Source organism: Photobacterium sp. 1_MG-2023, from assembly GCF_030547945.1.
Taxonomy (GTDB): Bacteria; Pseudomonadota; Gammaproteobacteria; order Enterobacterales; family Vibrionaceae; genus Photobacterium.
Genome location: NZ_JAUORR010000039.1, coordinates 1 through 26,787, shown reverse-complemented (window position 1 = coordinate 26,787; position 26,787 = coordinate 1). Strand labels below are relative to the sequence as shown.

Genomic DNA, 26,787 nt, shown 5'->3' with positions numbered 1-26,787 from the left:
GGCTAAGGGGCTTCAAGTTACTTGCAGATGTCATCGAGGGGAAATGCTTCAAAGATGGTATCCGCTCAAATCAGGACGATCAACAAGCCACTGCGCTGGAGTCCGTACACCAGATTTGACTATAGCTCTAAGTAAGGGAAGCCTAGATGTTTGTTTACTTAGCGATCAAACCAAGAGCGGACAACGATATCGTAAGTTTAAGAACGATAAAGGGGCTCATTCTGACTTGAACTCTTGGTTGCTAAAAACAGCAAAGTGTAAAGCAGAAGATATCTTAATCACTCTGGAATCGACTGGTATCTATCATGAGTCAATAGCTTTTTGCCTACATATGGCTGGGTTTTTGGTGCATATATCTAACCCCGGCAAAGCAAAAAAGTTCTCTCAATCATTGGGCCTTGTACATAAGACCGATAAATCGGATTCATATATGCTGCACAGGGAAGCCGCGCTCATCTGTGGACACCAGATAGTCTAAACGTAAGGAATATCAAATCATTATCTCGTCGCCTGAGTGCTTTAGAAAAGGATAGACTGAGAGAATCAAACCGTTTGGAAGCTAGTGAAATCAGTGATGCTCATGAGCGAGTGATATGCTCGATAAAGCGCGTCATTAGCTTAATCGACGAAGAAATAGCCTCGATTGAGGAAGAGATTGATCTAGCTATCAGATCAGACCCTACCATGAATAAAAATCATCAACTATTACAAAGCATCGTTGGTGTTGGTAAGGTCATGTCTCGCGAACTTGTTTACTTATTCAGTGCTAAACAGTTTTCTAGTGCAAAGCAGGCCACAGCTTTTGTTGGGCTCATCCCTAGACTAAATGAATCGGGAAATCTCAAAGGTAGGACTACATTGAGTAAGGTTGGCCCATCAAGAGTTCGTGCTAAATTGTTCTTGGCGGCGGTAAGTGCTAGCACCCACAACCCTGATATTAAAGAGCAGAAACAAAGGTTGCTGGCAGCAGGTAAAACCAAAATGCAAGCGCTTGGAGCGGCAATGCGAAAACTTATTCATATTTGCTTTGGGGTACTCAAAACACAGACTAAATATCAGCCCCAAACGCTCTAGAACTATGCTTGCTGATTAAGTTGAGAGATGGTATCTACAGTTCCAGCCAGATCAGCTCGCGTCATTACAATCGTGAATCAACTCCGGATGAGTGAGAGTGTAAATTCTGACCCGCTAAAACTGTGACCCGTTTTTTGGCCAATTCAAAGCAAGGGATAGTTATAGGTCATCGGAGAGAGCTCTATAACCCTGAGCGCCCGCACCAGGCACTCAGGATTAAAAACACTCGATGTGTTCAAATTATCGGCTCAGGTCGTCTTGATTCGGCTGGATCATTACATAGTGACGACCGTTATCCGAAGGCAGACGTACCCGGATGCGTTCGGGCTGGCTGCTTGACAGTCAATCCCCTAAGTGGTTACAAAGTATGTCTTAAATTATCGCGGCCTCACACACAACCATTATGATTCAAGGCATAATCCGTACCAGTTTTCAGCAAAGACTCATTTAATCCCATAAGTTCAACGATAGAACTAACTTTAAACTTGCTTAAGACTCGCTTTTTATAAGTACTGATCGTTTTTGGGCTTAGCAACATTAATTCTGCAATTTCTTTATTTCCTTTACCTTCAATTAAGTATTGAAAAACAATCGCTTCACGGTTCGACAATCTAACCGGAGATGACATCTCTTTTTTTTCATGAGCCTTTTTGAATTTAAAGAAACTGTATCCATTCATTATCGCATCAATCGCATCTTGAATAAGTGCCATATCCTCATTTTTACTGATGTATCCATCTGCACCCATGTCAAATGCAGTTTCTGAATATAGCGTAGAATTATTTCCAGATATATATAATGATTTCCCTTTATATCCGTGAGATTTTACACGTCGTAGAACTTCGAATCCATCACTGTTTTCCAAGCTGATATCAATGACCAGCATATCTACTTGATTTTCCTTAATATAACGTATGGCTTCGAGAGTATTCGTAAATGTCTGAATATGTGTAAACTTTTCAGTTGGCTTTAACATAGCCACTATTGCGCAACATACAAGGGGATGGTCATCCAAAATAACACAAGTTTTTTCATTCATGGTCGAAACATCCTTATCAATTATGAATCCATGAGTAATAATAATTTTTCAATAGGGATAGGCCTTGATAAATAATAGCCTTGGGCCACTTGTATTCCTAATGATTTAATGAAATCTAATGTCGCCTTATCTTCAATACCCTCCGCTACAACACGCGCCCCCAGACTTAATGATAAATTCAATGTTGTTATAACGATTGATTTGCATCGCTCATCCTGCAGACAGTTCGAAATAAAAGAACGATCAATTTTCACTTCACTAAATGGTAAAAACGCTAGCTTATGCAAAGAAGAGTAACCCATTCCAAAATCATCTACAGATAATGAAATACCATGAATTCGTAATCGAGCGAAGTTTTCTAACATAGAAGGTGTAATTTTACATTTCTCAGATTCCACAAGTTCAATAGTCACTCGTGAAAGGGAAATATTATATTTTTTACACAGCGCTATCACTCGTTCAGAAAATCCAATTCGATCAAAGCTTATATGACTGGCATTGATTGCAACATTTTCTGGCATCTTCTCATTTTTCATATGTTGTAAAATCAAATCCAACATATAAAAAAATACCATATCAACATGTTCTGAGTTAGTAATCAGTGGTAAAAAATCATCCGGAAGCAACAAACCGAAACTTGGGTGTTGCCAACGAATTAGAGCCTCACAACCAATAATATTACCCGTTGTAAGAGAAAATTTTGGTTGATAATAAGCAACAAACTCACGGGATTTCAAACCTCGAATTACATCTGAAGCGTCAATATTTTTTAAGATATCATCTACAACTTTAGAAACAGGATTTTTATTAGGATAAGTACCCCATCTAAAATCAATGGCCTCTTTTAAGCCATGAATCTCTACAGGCTTTGAGATTTTCTTTATGAATTTGAATCCGCTATTTTCACACATGCGAAGAGCAATATCAATGATATTTTCACTCTTGCCACTAACAATGCACACACCTCCACTATAATTTTTCATATCTAACAGGCGTAAAAAAGTTAATCCATCCATTGTTGGCATATCTAAGTCACATACGACGAGGTCAAAATTTATCTGGTTGCACAATTCTAGTCCATCTTCCCCTTCTTTTACTAAGCTGATATTTTTAACGCCTAACTTATTAAGGATAATTTTTATGGTATAGAGATCGATAATATTATCATCCACTACCAAAATTTTATGGGATCTGATTGTCATTATTTGTCGACCACTGTTCCGTTTTCTGGATATATTTACTTATCACACTGATTAGTTTGGACATGTGAAAATCCAGATTATCATCCCGACATACACTTGCTTCCTCCAAGCGTTCTGCAGGCTCACTAATATCATTAATATTGATTGACATAGCCCCCCCTTTAATGCGATGTGCAACCTCTCTAATTAGATTATGATCTCCTTGGTTTTTTGATTGGAGTTTTTTTAACTTTTCTAAATCTTCTGACATAGATTTCAAAAATATATTGATCATGACTTCCTTTTCATCATCACTAAATTTTTCCCACCAGTATTCTTCTGTGCCCTCTATCGATTTTCCCTTAGTATGGTTACTACTTATCGGTAAGTGCTGACTAAGTATTCTTGCCATTTTATCTATACCATATGGCTTATAAAGAATATCGTCAAATTCATAATTATATGAGCAATTAGATTTTGCTCGTGCATCGGCAGCAGTACAACCAATAATAGGCTTACCGTTAAATTGTGGTAACTCTGTCCGAATTTTATTCGTCAATTCAAAACCATCCATATTTGGCATATGGCAATCAGTGAATAGTAAATCAAAATCTTGGTGATGCTGTTGTAAAAGCTTAAATGCAGCTTCGCCATCGGACACAATTTTTACATTGACCCCTAAACTCGTCAGTTGCTTTCGAATAAGAAACTGGTTGATTTGATTATCTTCAGCAATTAATACATTTCCGATGAATTGACTCAAGTCATATGAGGTCTTTTCTGAATCACCACTATGGATACTAAACAGAGTATCGAGCAATAAATCTGGATATAATGGTGACTCTGTTATCTTAGTTATTTTACGATCTGTACGTTTAAAATCCGAAACTGACTGACATAGTAATATATCATGCACACTATTTGTTAATTTTCTTTCACCGTTATGATATACCTCAACATCAATTACTTTATCTAAACAACACTCCCCCGTCCAAATCTCTAACCATTGCCGGATATGATTACCATCACCTGAATAGACTGCATTCATTGAACTTAATTTTTGTGAAAAATATGAACTCACTTGCAATGGAAGCCAAAAATTCACACGTGTGCCTATTCCGATAATAGATTTAATTGATAGCTCCCCCCCCATGAGATGGACTAAATCTTTTACGATAGCCAACCCTAAGCCTGTTCCTCCATATTTACGTGAGATAGAACTATCAGCTTGCACAAAAGGATCAAAAACCTTTAACTTTTGATCCTCAGTCATCCCTGCCCCAGTGTCAGCAACATTTACATTAATCTTGCTCTGATGAATATTCACTTGAACAGTGACACCACCTCTTGATGTAAATTTAATAGCATTAGATAATATATTGTGAAGAATTTGGTTCAAACGCAAATTATCAATTTCAACTTCATTAATATTCGTTGGCTCAAACTCAATTTCAAAATATAAATCTTTCTTATTTGCCGCAACATGATGAGTGCGCAATACCTCGCATATATCCCGGATAAGGCAAGTTTTATTTAAATCTAATTGTAACTGATTCGCTTCCATTTTAGAAAAGTCTAAAATATCATTGACTAACATGTGTAGATTATGTGTTGCAGCTGCAATATTATCCAAAATAAGCTTTGATTCACTTTCTTTTAATTGCATTTTAAGCATTTCAATCAAGCCAGACATACCAGCTATAGGCGTACGTAATTCGTGGCTCATACTTGCCAAAAATTGTTCACGAGCGACAACTGCACCTTTCGCCATTTCTGTCGCATTCATTAATTCAGCTTGCTGTTCTTTCTGTTTTGTAACATCACTAATCGCCGTTAAGACCAAGGGGGTTTTCCCCAAATTATTCACGATACACTTTCTATATAGATGGACAGATTTCATTTGTAAGTGACAGTTTTTAATTTCTGTCACTCGGTCAATAACGTCATTATTCTGAATAACATGCTGGATTTCTCGTGCATTCTCAACCAATAAATCGGATCTTCCTGTTTTAGACCTCATCTTACATTTTGTGCAATTGCCGCTGACAAATTCCTCGCAATTGGTCATTAAAAGGTGATTATTACCATCATGAATGAATACTTGAGTCGGCAATCCATCGATAATACCTTGCAATAAGTCCAGTTCATTTTTAGTGTGCTGTGCTTCTTTCTTACTATGGTATATTTTTTTGCTCAAATTTTTCCAGCCCCAGCCGCCCAAAAAAATGAGAAAGAAAAACACAAAAATAGCAGCGATTATAATTTTCGTCACTCCTGTTTTTTCATATCCATAAGATACATTAAACATGGTGTAGTTTCTCTTTATCGTTTTTAACTCATAATCATTTAATGCCATAAATGTGCCGTTTAGCACATCAGCCAATAACCGATTATTCGATGCAACACCCATAGATAAATTCACACTGCGATAAACATCTGAGTTTACAATAAAGCGCTGATCAATCTGCTGAGCTATGATAATATCAACAAGGTTTTCACTAACAAACGCACGCTGTATCTTATTTTCATCAAGAGCAACCACCAATTTCATAAAATCAGTGAAATATTCAACATGCTCGCCAAAGTTAGATTCATTTAAAGAATCCATATAGTTTTCTTCATGTTGACCTGCAAGCAAAACGCCAACTTTTTCAACTGAAGGATCGACACCTTTTTTCAGCTCCATACTGACAAACTTTAGCTTTAGATAAGGTTTTGTTGACCATACTTGATTCACATCACGTGTCTCATTGACAATAACTGGCAACAAATCCACTTTTCCTTCAGAAATCAATTTCTCTGGTGTCTCTCCCTTCGCAAGGGGAACATATTCAAAACTTAAGTTCGATCTGCTTTCCAATAGATTGAGAATATCTAATACATAACCTGTTGTATAGCCAGATGAGGTGCGATAAAACATCGGATAGATATCATCTTCCAATGTGAATCGAATTGGTTTTTTGAACTGCTGATTACTTTGTACAATTGCATTCATTTTATCTATTTGATGGTACGGACTGCCAGATACTATTGTATATTTAGTCAGACCTAATTTCTCCCGATTTAATATTTTATTGATGATACCAACCAGCAATTGATTATCTGCACGCGTAAAGGAGGCTACATGAATCGGTTTAGCCCAGATCGGGGTATAAACTTTCCCCATCACAAGATTTGTGTCGTTCAAGTATTCAATCAGTGAAACATAACTGTCTAGAATTGCATCTGATTCACCTTCATTCAGTGAGCGAATAGCTTCAAGAAAACAGTTTACTTTTTTTATGTGCAAGTAACCGCGGCTTTCTAAAAGGTCACAATAGATTGTATCGCTGACACAAACCCAGTTCAGCTCTACTTCCTTCTCTAATACCTTATCCGTATTTCGATACCCTACAGAGATAGTGCTTGTGTACATAGCATCTGTAAATAAAAAATGATGCTCACGTTTATCTGTTCGTGTAAACCCTGAGGCAAGATCAACTTCACCGGACAGTACAGCAGAATATATTTTACGAATGGAAGGATAGCTGATCACTTCAGTTTTCAAACCTAACTCGTTAGCTATCCCTTGAATATAATCAATGCTGATATCAAAAAATTCATCGTTGTAATCAACATATTCATTTTCATCACGATTTTTAGAGCTTTCAGACAAAACAGCAACACGCAGAACAGATTTGTTATTCACGTAACGAGTTTCTTCTTCATTCAGTGCAATTGGTAATGCCCAAGAGACTGTACTCATCACACAGAATAGGAAATATATAAAATACAAATGCATAATATCTGCCTATAACTTCAGTGATGCAATTGTATTGCGAGCCATGCAAGTGTCAAATTTCCCACGCTTTCGTCATACAACTAACACTCTGATCTCATGACAGTTTTAAAATCATATTAATGAAGTCTTACAAAAAAATCAGAAATGGACTACAACGAAACGTGTGGAATCACACCTGAAACCGGCTCAAAACTTCCAGAACAACAAGAATCACCACGTCCCGCTTCGATGATTTAGGGATAAAAAAAGCTGGCAATTGCCAGCTTTTTTTGGTATTTGCGAGAAATCAGAACCGGACTCTGACACCCATCGCCGCTTCCAATTCGACATCAACATCTTCGACCATATACAGAGTTGGACCCACTTCGCCATATAGCTCAAACTGATTCACCGGGATTTCGATCCCTACACCGGAACGGACCCCAAACTTATCCCAGTGATCATCCACAAACTGAGCACCGACAAAGGTGTAACCCATGTCCAGTTGCGGGTTGTGCGTCAGTGTTCCCAGATTAAAAGTTTTATCGACGGCTAAACCAAACTCATCCAGACCCAGTGAGAATCGCAGATCGTTATGCTTCAGTTGCACACCGCTCATCGGCGATCCCAAAAAAATACCGGCGGATTGTGATGCAAACGCAGACGTCGAGAGTCCGCACAATAACAAACCAATCAATGACTTCTTCATGTTACTGTCCATATTCCTTGAACTTCGCTCTAATAATAAAGTTATTTATAAGACTTGAACTCTACTTTATCTGCTATTTCGCGACAATACGAACCTGTTGCACCACAAATGACAAATAATTGACATGGATGATGTCAACAAATTAGCAATGAAGGGGTCAATCAGCCTTTATCCTCGCTCTCAGCACGTAATGCAGAATCCCACCTGATTTCAGATAGGCCAGCTCAGTTTGTGTGTCTACCCTGGCTTTCACCTGAGACTCACGGTTTTTACCTTGTTCATCCGTGATCACCAGCGTTAGTGAAGCGCCTGGAGTCAGTGTCTCGATCCCTTTCAGGGACACACGCTCGCTACCCGTGAGTGACATGCTGTCCCGTAAACCCGCAGGTAATTCAACCGGAATGATCCCCATACCAACGAGATTCGAGCGATGAATCCGCTCGAAGCTTTCTGCCAGCACCGCCTTCACCCCTAGCAAATTGGTTCCTTTGGCGGCCCAGTCGCGACTGGAGCCGGTGCCGTACTCTTTTCCTGCGAAAATCACCAGCGGTGTACCCTGCGACTGGTACTGCATGGCCGCATCATAAATCGACATCACTTCTCCGGATGGCTGATACAAGGTATAACCGCCCTCTTTGCCATCCAGCATCAGGTTTTTAATCCGGATGTTGGCAAACGTCCCACGCATCATGACTTCATGGTTACCACGTCGGGAACCATAAGAATTGAAGTCAGCGGGTTGGATACCATGCGCCTGCAGATACTTGCCAGCGGGACTGTCGGGCTGAATACTGCCAGCCGGAGAAATATGATCTGTGGTGATCGAATCTCCGAAAAGCGCCAGAATGGCTGCATCGCTGATATCCTGCAAAGGTTGCACTGTCTCTGCGATACGCTCAAAAAACGGCGGCAGGCGCACATAAGTCGAGTCGGGCTGCCACTGATATGTCTTGCTAGTATTCACCTGTATCTGCTGCCAGATATCATCCCCGGAGAAAATATCGGCATATTCCTGCTCGAACAACGTACTTTTGACCTCTTTCATGGCTTGCGCAATGTCATCCGCAGAAGGCCAGATATCCCCCAGAAAAACGGGCTGCCCTTGCTGATCGACGCCCAGCGGTTCCTGCGTCAGATCGATTCGGGTTGTCCCAGCCAGCGCAAAAGCAACGACCAGCGGCGGCGATGCCAGCCAGTTCGCTTTCACCAAAGGATGCACCCGACCTTCAAAATTCCGGTTACCCGACAGGACAGAAGAAACAGTCAAATTGCCCTGCTGAATCCCTTGCTCAATGGGCTGTAACAACGGCCCTGAGTTCCCGATACAGGTTGTGCAGCCGTAACCCACCAGATGAAAGCCGAGTTCATCCAGATATGGTTGCAGGCCGGAATCCGCAAAATAGCGAGTCACCACTTTTGAACCCGGTGCCAGTGATGTTTTCACCCAGGGTTTGCACTTGAGCCCTTTCTCAACGGCTTTTTTCGCCAGTAAACCAGCGGTCAGCATGACACTGGGGTTGGATGTGTTAGTACAGGACGTGATTGCGGCAATCACGACATCGCCATGTTTGAGCGCAAATCCACCGTCCTCTGTCTCGACCGGGACTTTCTGATCTGGATCCAAGCCATTGAGTGCCAGCAGATCGGAAGTCGCAGATTCAATAGCGGGCAATGCGACCCGATCCTGTGGCCGTTTCGGGCCAGCCATGCTGGAAACCACATCCGTCAAATCCAAAGATAACGTATCGGTATATAACGGTTCCGGATGACTGGAGTCCCGCCACATCCCATTCGCTTTTGTATAGTGCTCAACACGGGCCAGAATGGTTTCATCCCGTCCGGACAATCGCAGATAGTTCAGTGTTTCTTCATCAATGGGGAAAAAGCCACAGGTGGCACCATATTCCGGTGCCATATTGGCAATCGTCGCCCGATCGGCCAGCGGTAAGCCATCGAGACCGGGGCCGTAAAATTCTACAAATTTACCGACGACGCCCTTCTTGCGCAGCATCTCCGTAACGGTCAGCACCAGATCAGTCGCAGTCACTCCCGGATTAAGTTTGCCACTGAGACGAAAACCGATCACTTCAGGAATCAGCATGGAAATCGGTTGCCCGAGCATGGCCGCTTCAGCTTCAATCCCACCCACACCCCAGCCAAGCACGCCCAGGCCGTTAATCATCGTGGTATGAGAATCGGTACCAACCAGAGTGTCCGGAAAGAGCATGTCTCCATCCTGCCAGACCGACTGGCCCAGATATTCCAGATTCACCTGATGGCAAATGCCAGTGCCCGGCGGGACCACACGAAAGTTTGAAAAGGCCTGCTGGCCCCAGCGCAGGAACTGATACCGCTCGCTGTTGCGCTTCATTTCCAGTTCAACATTGCGGGCAAATGCGCCTTCCGACGCATAGACATCGACCATCACCGAATGGTCAATCACTAAATCAACAGCCGATCTGGGGTTGATACTTTCCGGATCTTTGCCAGCAGCTGCGATGGCATCCCGCATTGCGGCCAAATCGACCACAGCCGGAACGCCGGTGAAATCCTGCATGAGAACGCGAGCGGGACGATACTGAATTTCTCGATCAGATGAACGCTTTTCCAGCCATTGAACAATGGCCGTAATGTCATCTTTCGTCACCGTTTCACCATCTTCAAACCGAAGCAGGTTTTCCAGTAATACTTTCAGCGAAAAAGGTAATCGATCGATATCGCCAAGATGGCGCAGCGCCGACAGATTGAAATACTGATACGGCGTTCCGTCGATATTGAGAGACTGATTGCTTTGAAAACTGTCTACCGAGTTATCTGAGTTCATTGCTCACCTCCATCCTGCCTCTTACATGAGAGGCTAATACCAATCAAAGTCAGTCAGTGATCAAAAATAGCGCAGGAAAAATGTTTGAGAACAAGGCAGATTTTTTAGATCAGTAGTGATTCTACAATCAAAAAATCTAACACAGTTATCGAGCATTTTAACAAGCTAGGATGACCAGTGATTTACTGCGATTGGTATAAAGTATTGATGGAATAAGCCTAATCTTCAAAATTCCCGGCTGACAGCAAGGTTGTTTGATCTGTGAGCAAACACGCAAATGCAGCGGTTTAAGCAGGTGTCTGAATCAGCCAGACTTCTTCAGCAAAGCGGGATAATCCCTGCTGCATTCTTGGGTGTGAAGCGTCCGCATCCTCACGAGACAGATGCTTGATATTGCAGCCTTTGAACAGCAGTTCAACTTCAGGAACGGGCACACTAAATGGCGGGCCAGACATTTCCTGTTGTGGGTAATCGAGTGTCACCAGCAAAATTTTCCCGCCCGGTTTCACCCGTGACAGCAAATGCTGAACATAACTTTCCCGCATTTTTTCAGGCATCGCGATAAGTGCTGCCCGGTCATAGACTGCATCAACAGGTGGAACAGGCGCTGTAAAAAAGTCCCCGCAATAAATCCGGACTTCATCAAACTCATACAGCGTGTGGCCATTTCCCAGCGTTGTCACTGTCGGAATATAAAGGTGCTCAGAAAAGTAGGCACGGACTGCAATCTCACTCAGTTCTACCCCAATGACTTGATGATGGCGCTCTGCAAGCCAGGTCAGATCCAGTGATTTTCCACACATCGGGACAAATACGGTTTCATCACGGCTGATGCCCAATTGTGGCCAGAATTGCGGTAATACAGGATTCGTCTCACTCAAATGAAAACCAATTCGGTTTTCAGCCCAGCGGTTGTGCCAAAATTCTGAATCCATGGATGCTCTCTCAATCACGATTTACAGATAATGGGCCGTATCAGACCATATTTCATCCCGGAGATCCAGCCGTTGCCAAGTCACTTCTGGCGACAAATACATGCAAAAAAGGATGCCGAAGCATCCTCTTTGAGCCACCAGCAAGCCAGCGGCGAATCCGTTTTTTATTTCTGTATGCGAGACGGATATCAACCGATACGGAACAGTTTGATAGAATCGCGACGAACAGTCACGCCACGGAAAGTGACAGGCTCAAGCAGTGTCATCAATTGTTTCGACACAAAAAACTTGCCGCCATAGCTGCGATCACCACCACGGTTAACCCACTCTGCAAATTCATCTGCCAGGTTGAACATTGAGTTCCCTACAAGTAAAACCAGGACTTTCGCAACTTCACTGTCGTTTTGCTTATTGAATTCTGAGTCACGAACCTTCTTGCGGTATTCATCGACAATTCTCTCAAGGCACTCAAATCTGCTCATATACACCACCACACAAAAAAGAGGTGCGGATACTACTGTTCAATCCCCCCGAAATCAAGCCATCCGCGAATGAATTTGGCTATTGCTAACACAAATCAGTCTGGTGCTATCAAAATCGCAATGAATCCACCAAAAAGGCTCAAATCCCCCAAAGAATCGATAACAAATCATTCACTTATTTAAGATTTTGGTTACTCGCCAGCATCAAACAAAGCCCAATCACCTCAGCGGTAATAGTCAATCACCTGCACCCGAACCGGTGTTTTCTGGGGTTGAATCAGCATTTTAAACTGAGATTGACTTTCGACACTGAGACTGGAGCCTGCTGCACCGGTCACGCTCACGCCTTCAATCTTGGTAAAAGGCTGTTCCTCGCCGTAAAACATGTTCACCACCAAATCCGTTTCCTGGTTGGTGCTGAGTTCAAACTGACAAATACCACGAGGGCAATAGACATTTAAGACCCGATCATTGATGTCTATCTGATCAACATCCTTCACGGGCTCAGCCGAAATGGCGAAAGGTTCACTGCAGCCGACCGTGAACAGGTTTACAGACAAAAGAAAGATCCCTGTAACCTTTGTCGCCGCGAATCGGGTTTGTTTTTTCATTGGGCAAACATCCTCTCACACTGTTGTTTATCACTCAGTCTACTGTATCAACCACTGTATGAACTACTGTATAAACGCCAATCTCTGCGTTTCCCGCGTCAACCTCAGACTGAATGACAGGCTCACCGGAAAACGAACCCAAACGAACAACAAAGTAAATTTTACTTAATTTACAGAATCTTATACATAGATGGCGCACAACCCCACCCTGAACCCCGAGCCAAAATGTGAAGTGTTCCCGAAAAAAAAGCTTGCAACCCCTGAGGAAGAAAACTACTGTATAAGCATACAGCATGTACAGATACACACTATTCGGTGAATTTTTTCAGAGGATGGAACTCTCATGACAGCACAATTAGACAGCTTCCAATCGGTGACCGCTTCTCAGGTGTATAAATCAACGTTTCTGTCACCCGCTTCTCCCCTGAGTTCCATCCAGGTTCAATATCCGATTGAAGTCAGTTTCTGCGATCAAGAACAAGCCCAACTGGCCTATTTACTCCGGTTGCTGAAACAAGCCAGTGCGCAGAACCGCTGGATCATGTTCATTGGTCATGATGCATTGTTGGATCGCAATCTGCTGAAAAGCGCAAGCGTCGATCTCAATAAAGTCATCCTGCTCAATAAAAAAGATGGGCAACAAACTCAGGCGCTCATGGCCAAAGCATTGCAAATGGGGAATTGCAGTGCAGTCATTGCCTGCGGTGACGTCCGTGACTATTGCAACCGGACCATCCATGAAGCGGCGATTCACGGGAACGCCATGGCATTCGTCATCCGCCGAAGTACGCACAATCCACTGCTACACTGAAAGCCACACAGTAAATAAACCCGTGCCACCGTCACAGCCTGCTGACTGGTATCAATGAAAAACGCCTGTACAACAAAACTTGCTATACAGGCGTTTTTCTCGAAGAGCGATTGTCCGTTCCGCTTCAGAGCGGATTCAATCGGATATGTAACTGCTCTCCATGACTTCCGATTTCCTGAATCTCACAGGAAGCTTTTTCCTGAATCAAAGCCAGCTGTGTTTCATCCAGTGCATAAGGCAGGCAGACATTCAGTTCGGATATCTGCTCCATTCGCGCCAGTCTCAACAATCGAATCAGATTGTTCACATCACTGGTATTGGTCGACAGCACCTTCAGTGCCTGGCTCTGTAAGCGCTCGGTTTTACTCGAGTACGAGCCATAAGTCCTGCCCCAGGAAAATTCCAGTGCAGGCAGCATCACTTTGAATGCATCCCACAACGTTGGTCTGTAATGACACAACACAGACAGAAAGGAGGTGTAATCAAACACAATCTCTTTCGCTTGTTGGGCTTCCACTGATGATTTCATAATTATCCTTCACAAGAATTCAACAGCATAAATCTGCAAGCTAAAGTAAATTGGACGAGTGCCACACACTATATAATCATCCAGTCCTGCTTACTTTTTTATCTCTTCAATTTTTTGCGCGTGATCTTACTTTTTCTTGCTTTGCAGCAATTAAAAAATACTGAAAAAACACTTGATTAACATGAATTGCACGTTAATTAAACAACCACTCACGCTTTGTAATTTGTCTGTTTCTGAGCTGTTCGCACAATCTTCGAGACAATCACGTTGTATTTCATACAAAACATTTACATTTCATTTACTTTTTCATCGCATTCCCTGTTGCTCAAAGAATCAGAATGACACAGCAATATCTAAGCCAAACTCAATAAGCATTCAAATAAAACACGAAGAGATCTATAAAATATTGAATAAAAACAATCTATTAAAAGTTTTCCTTCACGATAAGCAACGTCGTGCGTCATCAATTCGGAGAGAGAATGATGTTTAAAAATCATGCATTTGCACTCATTTGGTCAGACGAGACCTAAAAATTCAGGAAACAAATTAAGTGCAATAAAGAGATGGGAACCAGACAGCTCAGCAGTTAAAAACGCAAGTCATTCCTGAACTGTCTGGCAAAAAAGGGAGAGTTAAGTCATCAAAACCAGATTAAGGCCGCTCCCCTGCCGCTAAACGTCGATTAATCTCAACAATGACTGCAGGTAAATCAGCAATGGTGTCGATTTGATAATGTGCATGAGAACGTTCAAATGCATTCTTCGCTTTTGCTCTGGCTGAGTCCAGTGCTGATTCAGATGCATTCAGGAATTCCTGTTCTGTCAGGCCCGCTTCATTACCAGACAGCAAGAGTGCCACCGTCCACATTCCCGCATTGTGCCCTTCTTCGATCCCTGGGACGGAGTCGTCGACTTTGATGCAGGCGGCAACATCTTGGATGCCTAATGCAATCACGTTCTGCAATGCCATGAACGGCCCCGGACGCCCACCGGCAGCCAGGTCATCGGTTGCCACCACGTAATCGGGTTTAAAGCCATTCGCTTCCGCAGCCAGGAGTAATTCATCCATCACCACACGTGGATAGCCGGAGCAGGAACCCATTTTGATTCCGTGTTCCCGCAGGTGACTGACCACATCGAGCGTCCCCGGAATCAAATCCGCATGCTGGGCAACCTTGGCAACCTGCAACGGCATAAAAGTCTGGTAGATGTTATCGATGTCTTCCCGCGTCATTTCCCGGCCAAATTGCGCCTGCCAGCGTGCGGCCACTTCAGGTAACGCGCCCACCGCCTGAATGTGATCCCATTTGCCAAGCCCCATGGGTACCCGCGCTTCTGCCAGTGAAATATCGAAATCATATTCGCGCTTGAACGCTTCCACGAAAATGGTGGTTGGCGCAAATGAACCAAAATCAACCACGGTTCCGGCCCAGTCGAAAATGACGGCTTGCACTTGTTTCATGTTTCTCTCTCTTATTCATCAAATACTGAATGTTGTCAGCTTGCTAAGTTAAAGTTGGCGCTCTTCTGCAATAGCCTGCTCGACCCAGTCCAGCGCCTGAACCAGTGCTTCGCGGGAAATAATCAGCGGCGGACTGAGTTGCAAAACATTGCCCTGCGACACCTTAAAGCTCATCCCCAGCTCCAGGCAGCGATACATCACCTTCTCTGCGGCGGCAAAAGCACGGCTTTTGGTGACCCGGTCTTCCACCAGCTCAATCCCCCACAGTAAGCCGATACCGCGAACATCGCCGATGAGCGGGTATTTCGCTTTCATAACCTGCAATCGATCAGCAATATAAGTCGCATCGTCCCGGACTTTCTGTAACAGGTTTTGCTGCTCGATCACTTGGATCGTGGCCAGCGCGGCAGCACAGCCAATCGGGCTTTTCTCGTGGGTGTAATGCCCGAGTGATATCTGAGTGGCTTGGTTGTGTTTGTCTTTGGTCAGCATGGCCGCCATGGGCACAACGCCGCCCCCCAGACCTTTCCCGATACAGAGAATGTCCGGCTCTATCCCGAATGCCTGATGGGTGAACCAGTGACCGGTCCGTCCCATGCCATTAGGGATATCGTCAATAATCAGCATGACCCCATGCCGGTCGCAGATGTCCCGCACGCGCTGCCAGTAGGCCTGACTGGGCACCTGCACGTCGGTATTGCGCACCCCTTCAGCAATAAATGCCCCGACACCGCCTTCTTTTTCAATCACATACGCCAGGTAATCGGCATAATGCAGATCTGAACCGTCCGGTGATGGCAACGCACCCCGGTAACGAACGGGTGGCGGAATCCGCTCGACCCCGGCCATCAGCGGTCCCATGCCTTCACGGAAACAGGCTTCCCCGCCGACAGAAATCGCATCCATCGATGCGCCATGAAATGAATCCCACAACGAGACCACTTTGGCATTGCCAGTGAGGTAACGCGCAAGTTTAAGCGCCATGCCAACCACCGAGGTGCCCCCAGGAGCAAAAAGCACCCGGTTCAGCTCCCCACCGGCCACCCGAGTGAGCGCTTTGGCGCAATCCACTGCGGTCTGATGGGTAAAGCGACGCGGCGCAAACGGCAATGTCGCGAGCTGTTTCTGAATCGCGGCAAGCACTTCAGGATGCCCGTATCCCAACTGATGCAGGTTGTTCCCATGAAAATCCATGTACTGTTTTCCGGCAACATCCGTCAGATAAATACCATCCGCGCTTGCCAGCGCATCCAGACAGGGTGTCGACATGGCCTGATGCAAAAAATACTGGCTGTCTTCTGTCAGCAGTTGCTGTGTCGCAGGATCGGCATGGGTCTCCGTCCAGCGGGCTCTTGAAGGCGACGTATTCGTGTCGCCTTCGCAGGCATGTGCACGCTGGCTCAAACCGGACGTTTGGCTCATGCCTTTTCTCCTGCCTCAGCCGTTTCTGCAGTCCAGTACATCGATGCTTCAATTGCCGTGAGCAGGCGTTCAATATCTGCCGGATGCACATCACCGATATTCCCGATCCGGAAGCAGTCCGCATCCGACACTTTGCCCGGATAGATCACAAATCCCCTGGCTTTCAGGCTGTCATAGAATCGCTTGAAGTTGTAAGACGGGGATGACGGAGAATAAAACGAGGTGATGATCGGAGAATGCAGGGTTTCATCCAGCAGGCAGTCAAAACCAAGTTTCTGCATGCCTTTCACCAGCGTGGTTTGATTGGTGTGATAGCGCTGGTAGCGGGCAGACACACCGCCTTCCCCGGCCAGTTCCGTCAGGGCCTGGGCAAAAGCGCGGACCGTATGGGTCGGCGACGTAAACCGCCATTTGCCATGATTCGCTTCCATACAATGCCATTGATCATAAAGATCCAGACTCAGCGAACGCGCCTGACCTTTGCATGATTCAAGCAACGCGCGCCGGGCAATCACGAAACCAAATCCCGGTACTCCCTGAATACATTTATTCGCCGAACTGATCAGAAAATCGATTCCCAGCTCGCCCATATCCATCGGCATTCCACCAAAGCTGGACATAGCATCCAGAATCATGACTTTTCCGGCAGCTTTCACCCGCTGTGCCACAGCTTCGAGCGGGTTCAGCATGCCGGTGGTGGTTTCACAATGAACCATCGCCACATGGGTGATTTCTGGCTGCTCTGTCAGCAATTGCGACAATGCGTCGAGATCCGGCTGACTGACCTCCCCCAGATCCCAATTCAGATGGGGAATATTCAGAACCTGAGCAATTTGTGCGATCCGGGCACCATAGGCACCGTTGTTGATCACCAGCAAACGACCGTCTGCCGGGATGACAGTACCCAGAGTTGCCTCAACAGACGCTGTACCGCTGCCCTGCATGAGCACGCTGGTATATCCGTCGTGGCAGGTTGCAAGCTGAACCAATTGCTGACGGATATGCTGAACAACGCCCAGGTTGTATTCATCGTCCCAGGTACACCAGTCTTTCAGCATGGCTTTGCGCACGGTGCGAGAAGTCGTGAGTGGGCCCGGAGTCAGAAGCAGATATTGATTATCAGAGTGTGCCATTGTCTCTTCCATTTGGACTATACCAGATTCACGACGCACTATAACGAGGCGCTCGCCATGTTGTAAACGGACCGGAAGAAGTCTTCATAAAAGATTCATAATGAAGATGTTCGGCGATCTTTCGCGCGAATTTGCGCTGGATCACGATCACATCAGGCTCATAAAACTGACATCTACAAATCATAGAATTGTCACAAAGCCCGCCTAGCATTTGCCGTGTTGAACAAATCTGGTACAGACCAAATTGACCTTTAGGATGAATCAATGAAAAAGACATGGCTTGTTGCACCACTGACCGCGCTGATGGCGCTGACCAGCACACAAACGTTTGCAGCCGAGGAATTAACGGTTTACACCGCATTCGAAACAGACATGCTGGCGAAGTTTAAAAAAGGATTTGAACAGGCAAACCCAGACATTGAAATCAAATGGGTGCGCGATTCAACCGGCATCATGACAGCCAAGCTTTTGGCTGAAAAATCCAACCCGCGAGCAGATGTGGTCTGGGGTCTGGCGGGTTCTTCCATGGCCCTGCTGAAAGAAGAAGGGGTATTGAAGCCTTATCAGCCAAAAGACCTGAAGAAAATTCATGCCAATCTGATTGACCCGCAAGCAAACCCGGCCTGGTTCGGGAACGATGCCTTTTTCAATGCGGTTTGCTTTAACGAAAAAGTGGCCAAGCAGCTCAGCCTGAAAAAGCCAGCATCCTGGGAAGATCTGCTGAAGCCTGAATACAAAGGCCAGATTGCGATGCCAAATCCGGCGTCTTCCGGGACCGGCTATATGCAGGTTTCTGCCTGGTTACAAACTATGGGTGATCAGCAAGGCTGGGACTACATGACACAGCTGGACAAAAACATTGCTCATTACACCCACTCGGGCTCTAAACCTTGTGTTCAGGCAGGCATGGGTGAAGTCGCCATCGGGATTTCCATGGCCATCCGCGGCGCCAAACTGAAATCTCAGGGCGCACCGATCGACATCATCTTGCCGAAAGGCGGTGTAGGCTGGGAAGCCGAAGCAGTCGGTCTGGTCAATACGCAATCCGATGCGGCGAAACGTCTGGTGGACTGGTCGCTGTCGAAAGACGCCAACAAACTTTACAACGAGTTTTATCCGGTCGTGGGTCATCAGGAAGTGAACAAGCCCGTGAAAAACTACCCGAATGTTCAGCAGGCCATGGTGAAAATGGACTTTTCGAAAATGGCAGTCAGCCGCGAAGCTGTGCTGAAAACCTGGTCTGAGAAGTTCGACGCGAAATCTGAGCCGCGTTCTTAATCATCCCTCACCGTAGACATCAGAACAGCCAGTATTGACTGGCTGTTTTTTTATTTTTTGATTTGGCGCACAACGGGACATCCGTTGTCTTTTTTTCGTCAAGCTTCTGTCATCGAAGTGTCACTCACGCCACCTAAGTTTGGTATATACCAAATAGAGAAATGATTTTGCTATGGAAACTTACCTGAAAATCTCGCATGTCGGAAAACAGTTCGGCCAGTTTACTGCGCTGGAAAACATCTCGCTTGAAATGAACAAAGGCGAATTTATCTGTTTTCTCGGGCCGTCCGGCTGCGGAAAAACTACCCTGCTGCGGGCCATTGCCGGTCTGGATCTGGCAAGTTCCGGCACCATAGAGCAAGCGGGACAAGACATTACTTTCCTGCCGCCGGAAAAGCGTGACTTTGGCATTGTGTTTCAATCCTATGCCTTATTTCCGAACCTGACCGTGAGCGAAAATCTCAGTCTGGGGCTCCGCAATCAGGGCAAATCGGTATCAGAAGTGGCCGACATTGTGACGCAATGGCTGGAAACCATTGCCCTGCCCAACGCCGGACACAAATATCCGAACCAGCTTTCCGGTGGTCAGCAGCAGCGGGTTGCACTGGCCCGGGCCTTATCATTATCGCCAGGATTATTACTACTTGATGAACCCCTCTCGGCGCTGGATGCAAAAGTTCGGGGACACCTGCGCGAAGAAATTCGCCGCTTACAGCGACAGATGGGCATTACCACCATCATGGTGACCCATGATCAGGAAGAAGCCCTGGCAATGGCAGACCGGATTGTGGTGATGAATCACGGCTGTGTTGAACAGGTAGGAACGCCGCAGGAAATTTATCAGTATCCGGCTTCCCGCTTTGTCGCCGAGTTTGTCGGTCAGATGAACTTCCTGCCCGCCTCTGTGGTGAGTGAACATCAGATGCGAGTGGGTGAAACACTGTTACCTTTACCGGCAGAGCAATTGAAACGCGGCGAACAGGTCGAGCTGGGGTTACGCCCGGAAGATTTACATTTTCTGCCAGCCGGAGAGCAAAGCGACAGCAGCATACTGGTCCAGGTGAAAGACCTTGAGTTTCAGGGCACCTTTATGCGCGCCGACTGCCAGCTTCAGGGCGCACATCGTCTGCCGAGCATCAAAGTGGACGTGCCGATTCGGGAAACCCGGCAACTTGGCCTGAGCCGGGGTCATTATCTGCACCTTCATATTGCAGAAAAACACACGCAGATTTACCGAAAAAGCCAATAACAGGACACGATCATGATTCAACTGACACACTCGCAAGTTGCCGTGAAACCGGGTCTGTTTCAGTCCCTTATCCACCTGAGACACAGCTTCGGCAGGGATAACCTGACACTCGGGATACTGCTGACTGGCTTCGCCGGTCTGATGGCCCTGTTCATCGTTGCCCCTTTGCTGGCCATGCTGCAAAAAAGTATCGAAAACGAAGACGGTGAGTTTGTCGGCCTGGCGAATTTTGCAGAATACTTTGCTTCACCTGCGTTATGGCTGTCCCTGCAAAATACGCTGGTCATTGGCGGTACTGTCACTGTTTTCGTCGGCGTCCTCGCTTTTGGTTACGCTTATGCGCTGACCCGGAGCTGTATGCCGCTGAAAGGCCTGTTCACCATCATCGGTTCTGCGCCGATCCTTGCACCCTCATTGCTGCCAGCAATTAGCCTGATCTATCTGTTCGGTAATCAGGGCATCGCCAAAGACATCCTGATGGGACACAGTATTTACGGTCCGATTGGGATTGCCATCGGCCTGATTTTCTGGACTTTTCCTCACGCACTGATGATTGTGACAACCTCACTCAAAACGTCCGATGCCCGCCTGTATGAAGCGGCAAAAACACTCAACACTTCGCCCATCCGGACTTTCTTTCTGGTCACCCTGCCTGGAGCGAAATTTGGTCTGATCAGCGCTTTGATTGTTGTGTTCACTTTGGTGGTCTGTGATTTTGGTGTCCCCAAAGTCATTGGCGGTCATTACAACGTGCTGGCCACAGACATTTTCAAGCAGGTCGTCGGCCAGCAAAACTTCGCCATGGGGGCCGTGACCTCTGTCGTGCTCTTACTCCCGGCTCTGCTGGCTTTCGCCGGGGATCGCTGGGTTCAGAAAAAACAGCAGAATCTGTTTGATGCTCGCTCAGTTGCCTATCATCCTGAGCCGAACCACCTGCGGGATGGGTTTTGCCTGGTGTTTTGTACCGTCATTGCGCTGGCAATTCTGGCGATCATTGGCATGGCCGTTTATGGTTCTCTGGTCACTTTCTGGCCCTGGGACACCTCTCTGAGCCTTAACAACTACAACTTTGCAGAATTCAGCACATATGGCTGGGCTCCCTATTTCAATTCCCTGAAACTGGCCGCTGCTGTCGCCCTGATCGGGACAGGGGTGATTTTTACCTGTGCTTACTGCATTGAAAAAGGCCGCAGCTTTGCCCCATTGAGAAATCTGCTGCACATGCTGGCAATTCTGCCGATGGCTGTGCCGGGTATGGTCCTTGGTCTGGGTTACATTTTCTTTTTCAACCACAGCGAGAATCCCCTGTCCTGGTTGTATGGCACCCTGACCATTCTGGTTGTGAATACCGTCACCCATTACTACACCGTGGGCCATATGACGGCGCTGACAGCCCTGAAGCAGTTACCGGGCGAAATTGAAGCCATTTCAGCTTCTTTGAATGTGTCGCAGTTCAAAACGTTCTGGAAAGTCACTGTTCCGGTCTGCATGCCTGCCATTCTGGATATCGCCGCGTATTTGTTTGTCAATGCGATGACCACAACGTCGGCCATTGTCTTTCTCTACGCGACCGATACCATACCAGCATCGGTCTCGGTGCTGAATATGGACGATGCAGGTCAGACCGGGGCTGCGGCAGCAATGGCGGTGATGATTCTACTCACAGCAGCCGGAATGAAATTACTTCACCTTGCTGCCAGTAAAATCAGTGACCGCTACACTCAAGCCTGGCGAAAACGTTAAAATCTGAGCATGCTGAACAGACTGCGCTCATGACAAACGGCCATGAGCGCCTATCATATCGAACCGCAAGAAATAGTCGGAACAGGATAATTAAACGTGCAATATCTAAAAATCATGGAAGCCATTAACGAGCAGATTGATGCGGGCCTCCTCTCCGGCGGGCATAAACTGCCAGCGGAACGAAAGTTGGCAGAGTCTTTCAGTACAACGCGCGTGACGCTGCGTGAATCACTGGCGTTGCTGGAAGCAGAAGGCAAACTTTACCGGGAAGATCGTCGTGGCTGGTTTGTCTCGCCTGATCCGCTGATTTACGATCCAACCTACACCACGGATTTTCCGGCCATGGCAGCATCTCAGGGACGGAGAGCCCGCTCAGAGCTATTATCAGCCAAGCGTGTTCCGGCAAGCCGCCGTGCGGCATCTTTACTGAATGTGAAGCCACTGACCGAAGTGTACCGGATAGATCGGTTGCGTTTTTTAGATGAGCGGCCCGTTGTTGTTGTCACCAACTTTATCTCACCCCAGCATTTCCCGGATCTCTTTGAACACAATATTACGGACTCGCTCACCACAACCTATCGCGAGCAATACGGCGTGATCTATTCCAAAACCCGGTTTCGGGTCCGGTCAACCTCTCTGATGGCTGAAACAGCGCATCACTTGCGCGCCACCTCAGGGACACCTGCCATGTTTGTGGAACGGGTCAACTACGATCAGCACGGTCATCTGATTGACTGCGATTTAGAATACTGGCGCCACGACGCCATTCTGATCGAGTCCACAGCGACCATCTGAGATGCTCAGAGCCGGCCATCCAAAAGAAAAGGCGCCTTTGCGCCTTTTCTTCCAATCCGCTGTAGCACAGGATCCTACTTGCGTTTTTGATTCACCCGGCGACGCATCGCGGCCAGACCCAATAACGCCGTTCCCAGATACGCAATGCTGGCAGGCTCTGGTACAGGCACGCCGACGTCCGTGGCAGAAATATTCGCGATGATTACTGCGGTATTAATATTTTCTTCAATGGTTTCAAAACCAGTCGCAAACCCACCATTTGCCAGAAAGCCCTGAATATTGATCGTATAGTTGATGCCATTCACCGTCACCACATCGGTGAAATCAGCGGTTGTCACCGTGATGATATCGGCGCAGCCATTGATATTCACACCCGAGCCATTTGCCCCCCCATTTGCACAAGGGTCGGCCCCGTTGGGCGTTTCGTTATGCGTAAAACTGAAGACAAAATCAAGGTTAATGGGTGTGCCACCGTCAATGGTGACTGTGGTACTCAGCATCAGATCGGTCGAGAGCAAGCTTGCACCATCGCCTAAGATGATATTATTACGATGTGTAAACATCCCCAGCTGGAAATCCGGGCTCATCATGGTGTCGGTATCAAAAGCTGTGGAAAACCCTGTGACGGCGTCAAAATCATAACCACTTTGCGGGCCGCCCGTGTTAAACGGAACCCCCCAGCGTAACAGTGGATTACTTGTTCCATCGCCCGATGCGACCGGCTGGCCGCTCCCACTTGTCGCAGTGGTGTTCACCCAGGAACCGGTAAAATCTCCGAAATCGACCTGTACAATGGCTGCACTCGCTTGAGCACCGGCCAACATCATTGCACTGTATAACGCATATTTACTGAACTTATTCATGGTACTTCTCCACTTCCCCAAGACAACATTGTTGTGTACGAAACAGTTCAATCAAGGCGCGTGCCATCAGCAGTGACGTCGCTCTCAGGAATAAGAAAAACACCAATATGTCCATGCCGTTTGCTGTAAGAACAATGGGTTGTCAACATCACTTTTCTGGAAGCTGAATCCACCGGAGAATATCTGTATGACTTGATGTGGCCGAACCCGGCTTCAGATGTAAAGATTTCTGACATGGATGTTTTGATGTTTATTGAAATGATTGGGGCAGCTTTGACATTTCTAGAGAGAACAACAGGCGGTTAGCGTTTCGATAAAGCACAAGGCGCGTAAAGCGCCTTCATTTAAAGTGTAAGCTGTTGTTTTTAAATGATATAAACAAATTAATTACCACATTATGACCACACTTTCTCTCTGAAATCGGGCCTAAACAGCCCTTTTAGCTCTACTTACATCATGGATAGAGTAGGACAGACAAAGGACAATAGTAGCTTGAATATTCTATGATTCATACATATGCAGTTGTGCACGTTTAACTCACATCGCAAAAATAAAGCAATGAGCCTTTTTATGATCCCGGATGCACACCACCAGAGGAAGAAAAAATCTTAGTTTACGTAACGTCCTCACACCTCCGAGTGTAACCTGACATGAATACATCAGGTTCATGAAATTTGTTGATTACTTCAAGCACCGTGTTCAAGTATACTCATTGTAGATTTTCTTAAGTTATTTATCGCCATTTTCTCAGTTTTTTCATTCATTAGGAGTTGACTTATGACAAAAGAAAGAGGAATTGTTTTTTGTCCTGAATTTGAAGACCTTAACGGTGATATATACATACCTCATGTCCAGTTGAGAAAAAAACAAATTCAATTCTTTTGCTTATATTGGGATTATGTAATCCAGCCTGTATCAGCTGCATTACCAATGTGGAAAAGAACTAAAGATGAAATCATTTTAGAAGATGCTGGAATTCTGTTCAAAGACATTCAAGAATTACCGGATGACTGCAAACAATTTTTCGTCGAGGAGCATGCATACAGCTTGCGGTCAGACCATGATATCAACTGGGCTGATAACTTTGTAAACTATCAAGAGACTTCTCTTAAACGAGCATTAAGAGAAAAGCCAGATGTTTTATGGACCCCACAACAGTCATATCGAAAATTTCTCGCGAATCCAGAAAGTTCAACTGATACACATTGTGTTCAAATGGAATTACACAACAAACTTCCTGTTCCTGCTCACAACGCTTCAATTAAAAAAATAGTACGATTCAAATCTGATAACTCACATTTATTCAGTGAATTAAAGAGTTCAATTGATAAATTAACACATTATGTATCACAAGCTGGCGAAGCCAATCAATATTCAATAGAACTCGCTACTAACGACTTAGAAAAAATCACGGCGGAAATCAAAGGAAAATCAAGACACAGATTCGGAAACCTAATAAGATTTGAAGGTATAAAATTAAACATTGGTTCAAATAACTTATCCAGCGTACTAGGTAATGCAGCAAAGGGAGCTATATGTTTTGCCGCTATATCTGAAAGTTTACCAACAACCATTTTGGGAGCCGCACTTGGCGGTTGCTCTAGTTTAATTACACTTGAGCCAAAAATTAGTAAGAGGCTTAATTGTCTTCCTGAATCACAACTTGAAATGAGCTATCTGACCCAAGCCTATAATTCAAAAATCTTAGATAGTTAAGCTATCTAAGATGAAAACAGCCCGCTTGATAGCGGGCTGTTTTCACTTCTGTATATCCTTCCGCTTCACTGTCGCATTCTTCGCTTTCACCACCCGGCCACCTTTCGCAAAGCGGTAGCCTTTCTTCAGTGTGCCGTTACTTTTCAGTCCTGTCTTAGCCATGCTTTTTCCCCAGTTGTACGTTCGTTTCCAGTATTGTCAGGCGCTTGTCCTGCTTGTACAGCACGATGAGCAGCGCGATCATGGTTGGCGGTAAGCCCATCGCGGTCAGTTGTTGCAGTATTTCTATCAAGTCGGTTTCCCTCTGAATTTGTGTGAAAAGAATTCGAGCAGGTAGCGCACCATAGAGCGCATTCCCAGCACGTCGACGACGATAGCCCCGACTACATACCAGTACGGCTCTGGAATGCTTCTGAGCGCCTGAAAACCTGCATCCACATACACCGCATAGTCCGGTACGAAGCACAGCACCAAGGGCGTGAACACAACCAGCAGGATGAATTCATCTTTCCAGCCCCGGCCCTTGAGACTCAGCTCGTCCAGATTGGCCGCTTGCTCGTCGCCATACTCCAGCCGCTTGAGCCGGGCGGCGTGCTTGGCCTGCGCCAGCTCGTCTTTGCGCTTCAGGGCTTCCGCCCGGTTCTGGCTGTGCTGCTGCCATGCCGCCACCCCGCCCGTGATGAGGCTCATCAATGCACCCAGCATTACGCCGCCTGAATGCCAGCCTTCAGCACCCGGTCGCTGTAGGGCTGCATGCCGTTTTCATGGCGGATAATCAGAGGCACCATGTCCATGGTTTCCGCCTCTGATAATGAGGTGTCCGGCGTCACGCCCAGCGCCCCGGCGACGTGGTTCACATAGGCGGTGGTGTCATTCTCCACGGGCGGCGCCCAGCGATTGATGATGCCCCGCACTGTGGTCAGGCCGTGGCGGTTGCGGTAGGTCTTCAGCGTTCGGGCCAGTGCCCGGATGCCGTTCTCCGGTCTGTCGAAGATCACAAAGCGGCCATCATTGCCGACCCGGCCCTGCCATGCGGTGCCGTTGTCCTCAAGGTTGCCCGGATTGTTGTTACGAATGCCGCGCGGCTTATAAATTGTCATGGTTCCCATCCCCAATAGAATCAAACTCAGTATCAATAGGATCTTGCTGCTGCTCATTGCGTGCCGCTTCCT

Annotated in this window: 24 protein-coding genes; 8 read left to right on the top strand and 16 right to left on the bottom strand. The window is 46.2% G+C overall.

All coding sequences use genetic code 11. The features are described from left to right. Positions 1-43 precede the first annotated feature (43 nt). Both Q4579_RS23110 and Q4579_RS21255 read left to right on the top strand, forming a co-directional pair. Complete coding sequence (locus Q4579_RS23110) at positions 44-478, top strand: transposase (RefSeq protein ID WP_368502012.1); 435 nt, start codon at positions 44-46, stop codon at positions 476-478. Positions 479-552: 74 nt separating this feature from the next. Beyond that, positions 553-1,074, top strand: a complete 522-nt coding sequence (locus Q4579_RS21255) for a transposase (RefSeq protein ID WP_303566833.1) — start codon at positions 553-555, stop codon at positions 1,072-1,074. Between the two features lie 388 nt (positions 1,075-1,462). On the opposite strand, the gene Q4579_RS21250 is transcribed toward Q4579_RS21255, so the two are convergent. The 8 genes from Q4579_RS21250 to Q4579_RS21215 all read right to left on the bottom strand — a co-directional run bounded on the left by Q4579_RS21250 (position 1,463) and on the right by Q4579_RS21215 (position 12,615). Beyond that, positions 1,463-2,113 carry a response regulator transcription factor gene (locus tag Q4579_RS21250; RefSeq protein WP_303566831.1) on the bottom strand — a complete coding sequence of 217 codons (651 nt, stop codon included), beginning with the start codon at positions 2,111-2,113 and terminating at the stop codon, positions 1,463-1,465. Between the two features lie 20 nt (positions 2,114-2,133). After that, positions 2,134-3,285: an EAL domain-containing response regulator gene (locus Q4579_RS21245; protein ID WP_303566828.1), complete on the bottom strand. Its 1,152-nt coding sequence runs from the start codon at positions 3,283-3,285 to the stop codon at positions 2,134-2,136. 10 nt (positions 3,286-3,295) lie between these two features. Next, positions 3,296-7,075: a transporter substrate-binding domain-containing protein gene (locus Q4579_RS21240; protein ID WP_303566826.1), complete on the bottom strand. Its 3,780-nt coding sequence runs from the start codon at positions 7,073-7,075 to the stop codon at positions 3,296-3,298. Positions 7,076-7,361: 286 nt separating this feature from the next. Beyond that, positions 7,362-7,763: a hypothetical protein gene (locus Q4579_RS21235; protein WP_303566825.1), complete on the bottom strand. Its 402-nt coding sequence runs from the start codon at positions 7,761-7,763 to the stop codon at positions 7,362-7,364. Positions 7,764-7,920: 157 nt separating this feature from the next. Next, positions 7,921-10,587 (bottom strand): aconitate hydratase AcnA, encoded by a 2,667-nt coding sequence (acnA, locus tag Q4579_RS21230; RefSeq protein ID WP_303566823.1) that lies wholly within the window; start codon positions 10,585-10,587, stop codon positions 7,921-7,923. Positions 10,588-10,874: 287 nt separating this feature from the next. After that, a complete protein-coding gene (locus Q4579_RS21225; RefSeq protein WP_303566822.1) occupies positions 10,875-11,522 on the bottom strand; it encodes a thiopurine S-methyltransferase in 648 nt (215 codons plus the stop codon). A 188-nt stretch (positions 11,523-11,710) separates the two neighbouring features. Next, positions 11,711-12,004: a hypothetical protein gene (locus tag Q4579_RS21220; protein ID WP_303566821.1), complete on the bottom strand. Its 294-nt coding sequence runs from the start codon at positions 12,002-12,004 to the stop codon at positions 11,711-11,713. Between the two features lie 224 nt (positions 12,005-12,228). Next, the gene (locus Q4579_RS21215; protein ID WP_303566820.1) at positions 12,229-12,615 is read right to left on the bottom strand and encodes a spore gernimation protein; all 387 of its coding nucleotides are present in this window, start codon (positions 12,613-12,615) and stop codon (positions 12,229-12,231) included. Between the two features lie 343 nt (positions 12,616-12,958). Between Q4579_RS21215 and Q4579_RS21210 the strand changes: the two genes are divergently transcribed. Beyond that, the gene (locus Q4579_RS21210) at positions 12,959-13,426 is read left to right on the top strand and encodes a cell division inhibitor SulA (protein WP_303566819.1); all 468 of its coding nucleotides are present in this window, start codon (positions 12,959-12,961) and stop codon (positions 13,424-13,426) included. Between the two features lie 124 nt (positions 13,427-13,550). Here Q4579_RS21210 and Q4579_RS21205 read toward each other — a convergent pair whose 3' ends face one another. The 4 genes from Q4579_RS21205 to phnW all read right to left on the bottom strand — a co-directional run bounded on the left by Q4579_RS21205 (position 13,551) and on the right by phnW (position 17,971). After that, positions 13,551-13,955: a hypothetical protein gene (locus Q4579_RS21205; protein WP_303566818.1), complete on the bottom strand. Its 405-nt coding sequence runs from the start codon at positions 13,953-13,955 to the stop codon at positions 13,551-13,553. Between the two features lie 651 nt (positions 13,956-14,606). Further along, positions 14,607-15,416: a phosphonoacetaldehyde hydrolase gene (gene phnX, locus Q4579_RS21200; RefSeq protein WP_303566817.1), complete on the bottom strand. Its 810-nt coding sequence runs from the start codon at positions 15,414-15,416 to the stop codon at positions 14,607-14,609. 48 nt (positions 15,417-15,464) lie between these two features. Continuing rightward, on the bottom strand, positions 15,465-16,838 hold the full coding sequence (locus Q4579_RS21195) for an aspartate aminotransferase family protein (RefSeq protein WP_303566816.1): 1,374 nt from the start codon (positions 16,836-16,838) through the stop codon (positions 15,465-15,467). Beyond that, positions 16,835-17,971 carry a 2-aminoethylphosphonate--pyruvate transaminase gene (gene phnW, locus Q4579_RS21190; RefSeq protein ID WP_303566815.1) on the bottom strand — a complete coding sequence of 379 codons (1,137 nt, stop codon included), beginning with the start codon at positions 17,969-17,971 and terminating at the stop codon, positions 16,835-16,837. Before phnW ends, Q4579_RS21195 begins: the two co-directional genes overlap by 4 nt. A gap of 264 nt (positions 17,972-18,235) precedes the next feature. On the opposite strand from phnW, the gene Q4579_RS21185 reads away from it, so the two are divergent. From Q4579_RS21185 to phnR, 4 genes are all read left to right on the top strand, one after another. Continuing rightward, complete coding sequence (locus Q4579_RS21185; RefSeq protein ID WP_303566814.1) at positions 18,236-19,249, top strand: putative 2-aminoethylphosphonate ABC transporter substrate-binding protein; 1,014 nt, start codon at positions 18,236-18,238, stop codon at positions 19,247-19,249. A gap of 172 nt (positions 19,250-19,421) precedes the next feature. Further along, positions 19,422-20,498, top strand: coding sequence for a putative 2-aminoethylphosphonate ABC transporter ATP-binding protein (locus Q4579_RS21180; protein ID WP_303566812.1), 1,077 nt, complete (start codon positions 19,422-19,424; stop codon positions 20,496-20,498). Positions 20,499-20,510: 12 nt separating this feature from the next. Then, on the top strand, positions 20,511-22,241 hold the full coding sequence (locus tag Q4579_RS21175) for a putative 2-aminoethylphosphonate ABC transporter permease subunit (RefSeq protein WP_303566811.1): 1,731 nt from the start codon (positions 20,511-20,513) through the stop codon (positions 22,239-22,241). A 96-nt stretch (positions 22,242-22,337) separates the two neighbouring features. Beyond that, positions 22,338-23,036 carry a phosphonate utilization transcriptional regulator PhnR gene (gene phnR, locus Q4579_RS21170; protein WP_303566809.1) on the top strand — a complete coding sequence of 233 codons (699 nt, stop codon included), beginning with the start codon at positions 22,338-22,340 and terminating at the stop codon, positions 23,034-23,036. Between the two features lie 74 nt (positions 23,037-23,110). Here the strand turns inward: phnR and Q4579_RS21165 are convergent, their stop codons facing one another. Further along, positions 23,111-23,899, bottom strand: a complete 789-nt coding sequence (locus Q4579_RS21165; protein ID WP_303566808.1) for a THxN family PEP-CTERM protein — start codon at positions 23,897-23,899, stop codon at positions 23,111-23,113. A gap of 777 nt (positions 23,900-24,676) precedes the next feature. On the opposite strand from Q4579_RS21165, the gene Q4579_RS21160 reads away from it, so the two are divergent. After that, positions 24,677-25,615, top strand: coding sequence for a hypothetical protein (locus Q4579_RS21160; RefSeq protein ID WP_303566807.1), 939 nt, complete (start codon positions 24,677-24,679; stop codon positions 25,613-25,615). 154 nt (positions 25,616-25,769) lie between these two features. On the opposite strand, the gene Q4579_RS21155 is transcribed toward Q4579_RS21160, so the two are convergent. From Q4579_RS21155 to Q4579_RS21145, 3 genes are all read right to left on the bottom strand, one after another. After that, positions 25,770-25,907: a hypothetical protein gene (locus tag Q4579_RS21155; RefSeq protein WP_155804952.1), complete on the bottom strand. Its 138-nt coding sequence runs from the start codon at positions 25,905-25,907 to the stop codon at positions 25,770-25,772. After that, positions 25,904-26,320 (bottom strand): hypothetical protein, encoded by a 417-nt coding sequence (locus Q4579_RS21150; protein WP_303566805.1) that lies wholly within the window; start codon positions 26,318-26,320, stop codon positions 25,904-25,906. Before Q4579_RS21150 ends, Q4579_RS21155 begins: the two co-directional genes overlap by 4 nt. Further along, a partial coding sequence (locus Q4579_RS21145; protein ID WP_303566804.1) for a hypothetical protein occupies positions 26,320-26,787 on the bottom strand: 468 nt, incomplete at its 5' end. The genes Q4579_RS21150 and Q4579_RS21145, both read right to left, overlap by 1 nt.